The organism is Methylophaga sp. UBA1464 (genome assembly GCF_002325665.1).
Classification (GTDB): domain Bacteria; phylum Pseudomonadota; class Gammaproteobacteria; order Nitrosococcales; family Methylophagaceae; genus Methylophaga.
This window is the reverse complement of record NZ_DCSO01000012.1, coordinates 7,654-12,361: the sequence shown is the minus strand read 5'-3', so window position 1 is coordinate 12,361 and position 4,708 is coordinate 7,654. Positions and strand designations below refer to the sequence as shown.

Annotated in this window: 3 protein-coding genes and 1 tRNA gene; 2 read left to right on the top strand and 2 right to left on the bottom strand. The window is 46.5% G+C overall.

Annotated features, from left to right (window positions below; all coding sequences use genetic code 11):
• A partial coding sequence (locus tag B3O33_RS01025; RefSeq protein WP_292362754.1) for a porin occupies positions 1–983 on the bottom strand: 983 nt, incomplete at its 3' end.
• 623 nt (positions 984–1,606) lie between these two features.
• Positions 1,607–1,682: transfer RNA gene (locus tag B3O33_RS01020), tRNA-Phe, on the bottom strand.
• 134 nt (positions 1,683–1,816) lie between these two features.
• Between B3O33_RS01020 and B3O33_RS01015 the strand changes: the two genes are divergently transcribed.
• Both B3O33_RS01015 and B3O33_RS01010 read left to right on the top strand, forming a co-directional pair.
• Positions 1,817–2,890 (top strand): hypothetical protein, encoded by a 1,074-nt coding sequence (locus B3O33_RS01015; RefSeq protein ID WP_292361955.1) that lies wholly within the window; start codon positions 1,817–1,819, stop codon positions 2,888–2,890.
• Positions 2,891–2,935: 45 nt separating this feature from the next.
• Positions 2,936–4,708: efflux RND transporter permease subunit (locus B3O33_RS01010; protein WP_292362753.1), on the top strand; the 1,773-nt coding region annotated here is incomplete at its 3' end.

The following is a 4,708-nucleotide window of genomic DNA, read 5'->3' as shown; positions in this document are numbered from 1 at the left end:
GTCAGGTCTAATGTTGACTCACCATAAGATGCTTTAACTGCTGTTACGCCAGCGAAAGTGTAGCCAGCTTGAACGTAATAACCATCACCATCACGCTCTTTGCCATTAGCATCAGTTGCAGAACCAAACGCAAGGCCACCTAAGTCGCCCACACCTTTGTTGTCATAATAAGCTGCAACAAAGTCAAAGCCGCCTAAACCAAGGTTTGCACCTAATGTCCATGCATTTGATTTGATATCGCCACCAGCACCATCAATTTTTTGAGTCATGCCGCTCAACCAAGCTTTAAACATGCCGCCATCAAAGTTAGTTGCATAGCTCAGGTCAGCTTCATAACGTGGATCTTTTTCTGCGCTTCCGCCAGCTAAAGTGCCAACTTCGTCAGCATCCATAACCGCTAAAGCAACCTTGAAACCAGCCATATCAACTGAAGTCCAACGCATTTGTGAACGCCAGTCGGCATAGTCATAACCGTAACCGATACGACCTAAAGTTGTTTGGCCATTATCCGAGTTACCAGCTACAACAGCACCAACGCCGTATAAAGTTTGGTCTAACAGAATGTTGTGTGAGCCATAAAGACCTAAGCCTTTACCCAGCATTACTTGACCGAAAGCACCATCAACAGTTGCAAACGCTTCACGTTGCTCCATTGCTGAACCGTTCTGGCCTTCGTTAAAGTAGCTACCACCGTTAGTTGATGGAGAGATAGAAACACGTGCACCAACTGTCAAGCCATTGATTTCAGGAGCTTTAACGTTGAAGCCAAAGAATGTTGGCAATAAACCGTTACGAACACGGCTGTTATCGTTGCTGCCACCACCGGCAACGTCTGCATCTGATTGTACGAAGAATTGGTTGATGTTACCGTCAACACTGAATTCGTATCCGTTTTCGCCGCCAACGACGATTGTCGCGTTAGCTGCGCCGGCTGCTGCAAATGCTGCTGCGCCGACTAATGTAGCTAGTGTAGTTTTTTTCATGTCTGTTCACCTTCTAGTTGTTAACAGATTACTTTAAGTTTCTCTCGTAACCGGAATGTTTCGCGGTTAAGACTGTATTTTCCACATCTGAAAAACCTTTGCAACACTTTTACAACAAAAAAATGTGAATTTGGTCATTTTGCCACGAATGTGTGTGTTTTTTACAACAATGAAGGTTTTCATACTATATATGTTAGGACAAAAACAAATTAACCACAGAGACACAGAGTGCACAGAGATTAATATTTGCAGGTAAAGTTGCTGAAACCACTAGTAACAATGAGGAAGAAAGGTAATCCGCAGATTACGCAGATGAACGCAGATTAAACTTTGAAGACTTAATGATTGGTTTTTCGGCCTATCAACAGATCCTATACTAACAATTTAACAAGAGCTTATTGGTTTCGGTGTCTCCGTGGTTAATTTTTATACCCAAACACAAGCAGCCTTCAAAGCTACCTCAATAAATGCAGCTTTATAATATCTGTGAAAATCTGCGTAATCTGCGGATAAACTTCTATTAAATCTCTGTGCCCTCTGTGTCTCTGTGGTTAGTTATCAAAGCAGGAATAGCAGCCAATAAAAAAGCCCGGTTTGCAATGCAAACCGGGCTTTGAATTCGATGGTGGCTCGACCTGGAATCGAACCAGGGACACAGGGATTTTCAATCCCTTGCTCTACCAACTGAGCTATCGAGCCAACAAGGTGCGGTATTAAACCTGCCCGAGTGCCTGCTGTCAAGTCATGTTAAGCATCCCGGGAAGTTGTCCTTGTGGCATTTATGCAGCCATGCTGTAATGACGGGCAGTTTTGCATCGGGGCAGCAAATAAAAATGAATTCAAGCCAACGTATTTTATTGTGGGTCATCAGTGTTTTAGCGATAGCTTCGGCTGTTTATTTTTTTTCGCCATTATTTGATTCGCCAGTCCCTTCAGATAACAGAACGGTTGAAAATCCGGATAGGGATGATAATGATGATGAGAAGCAGCATCATCAATTTGCGCTATCGGTTGAGGTAACTGAAGCCGCCCAGGAATTGGCCTCTATCAAAAGTCAGACGTTGATGGAAAGCTTCCATACTCCAGAGATGCGTGCCTCTGCCGTGGTTATTCCGACACAGGATTTACAATTAGCCCGTTCACGTTGTGTTGAGGCGGAAATGCAACATCGTCTTGCTCAGGTGAATGAACAGGGGATGAGCAAAGAGCTTTCACGCCTGAAAACATTACAGCAGGCAACGGGAAGTGTGGCATCAAAAGAGGTTAATTTCGCCCAGAGCAATTTATTGGTGGCTCAGGCCGAATCCGGGTTAAAACAGCAACTGGTCAACAACTGCCATGCCGAAATACGTCAGCAGTGGCCAGCCCCCATTGCTGACTGGATTATTAAGGGCGGTGAAGATTTCAATCTGCTGATGGCAAGGGAGCAGACCGTTATAAAAGTCATATTGCCGGTGAATCAAAGCTTGAATCAGCGCGCGACTACCATTCGTTGGCAACAAACCAATCAGGAAAATAACGTGGGGCAGGCGCAACGATTGGCCGCTGCCTTTACGGCCGATCCGGTATTAAGTGGTGAAACCTGGTATTTCCTGAATAAATCCTCATCGTTGCGGGAAGGGGCCCGATTACAGGTATGGGTGCCCAATTCCGATAACGCATTATCAGGTGTGATGATCCCATATCAATCCGTCATCTGGTACGCGGGACAACCGTGGACATACCTGCGAATCAATGATGAACGATTCCAGCGGATATCATTGGCGGAAGGCATTCATTCTGTCGAGGGTATTCATCTTCAAAGAGGGATTCATCCGGGTGATGCTATCGTCACCTCAGGGGCTCAGACATTGTTGTCGGAAGAGTTTAAATGGCAAATCCATGATGAAGACGATGATGATGACTAATCGAATTCACTACAAACCATTATTTGATAAATAACAGGAACACGGATGCTCTCTCATTTGGTTGCCTTTTCGGTTCGTGCACGGGGTGTCGTATTGGCTATAGCCGTGTTGATGCTTGGTTATGGCTGTTATCAAATTTATAAAGCCAGTCTGGATGTGTTTCCTGAATTTGCACCGAAGCAGGTTATTATTCAGACCGAAGCATCGGGGTTTACTGCCGAGCAGGTGGAAACGCTGGTTACCCAACCGATTGAAAATGCATTGGGCGGCTTACCGGATGTCATGTTTGTGCGTTCGGCCTCCACTCCCGGTTTATCTGTTGTCATTATTACTTTTGAAGACAAAACCGATATTTATCTTAACCGTCAGTTGGTTTCAGAACGGTTGATGCCGGCACAGGGCCAGTTACCGCAAGGTGTCGGTCCCGCTTTGATGGTGCCGCTTGAGTCGTCTTCCGGCACGATTATGACCATTGGTTTAACGTCGGATCAACAGAGCATCATGCGTTTGCGGGAAATGGTCGACTGGACCTTAACACCCAGATTGCTTGCTGTAGATGGTGTGGCGGATATCAACGTATTCGGCGGTGCTGAAAAGCAAATGCAAATTCAGCTGGATCCGCAGAAGCTTGCCATGTATCAGTTGTCGCCATTAGATATCGTTGCCGCAGCACGCGAAGCTACGGCATTGCAGGGTAGTGGGTTTATTGAAAATGCCAACCAGCGAATGATGCTTCAGGTGATCGGCCAGCCGGTGAGTGCTGAAACGATGGCGAATGTGGTCATTCGTCAGCAGGGCCAATCGGTATTACATCTTGGTGACGTTGCCACAATTGAATATGGTCCGGCTCCAGCAATCGGTGGTGCAGCCATTGGCGGCAAGGCTGGCATTGTGTTGATGGTCATTGGTCAATATAAGGCTAATACGCTGGCTGTGACGCAAGGCGTTGAAACCGCTCTGAACGAGTTTCGGGATGGGTTTGAGGTCGATGGTATTGAGTTACATGCGGATCTGTTCCGCCCAGCCAACTATATACAAACATCACTGGCGAATATTCGACATCATTTGCTGGTGGGCGGCGGTTTGGTGTTATTGGTGCTGTTTTTATTTCTGTTTAATTTACGCACCGCGATAATTTCCATGACAGCGATTCCGTTGTCATTATTTGCGGCATTAATCGTGCTGCTCGAATTCGGCGTCAATATCAATATTATGGTGTTGGGCGGTCTGGCGATTGCCTTGGGCGAAGTTGTGGATGATGCCATTATTGATACCGAGAATATCTTCCGGCGACTGCGGGAAAATGCGGTGTTGAGAGAACCACGGCCCGTTATTCAAATCGTCTATGAAGCGTCCATGGAGGTGCGTAGTTCGGTGGTTTATGCCAGTTTGATTGTGATGCTGGTATTTGTGCCGTTATTAACACTGGGCGGCGTAGCGGGACGAATGTTCGAGCCTTTGGGACAGGCGTATATTCTGGCGATTCTGGCATCCTTATTCGTTGCGTTGACTGTTACGCCAGCACTTTGCCATGTCTTGCTAAGCCGGATTGGCGTCACACGCACTACCGAGCCACCGTTAATTCACTGGTTACAAGTCGGCTATGGGCAGATATTACGAGTCACTTGCCAGTTTCCCAAGCTGATGGTGTTATCCGTACTGATCTTTTGCCTGGCTGGTGCCAGTTTGCTGCCTTATTTCGGCGGACGATTTTTACCTGAGCTGCGTGAAGGACATTACATTATTCATACAGCCAGTGTGCCCGGAACCTCGTTGCAGGAATCATTACGCATAGGTGGTTTAATAGAACAGCGTGTG

Coding starts and splice junctions, on each gene's coding strand:
- B3O33_RS01015 (WP_292361955.1), top strand. CDS start 1,817: ATGAATTCAAGCCAACGTATTTTATTGTGGGTCATCAGTGTTTTAGCG.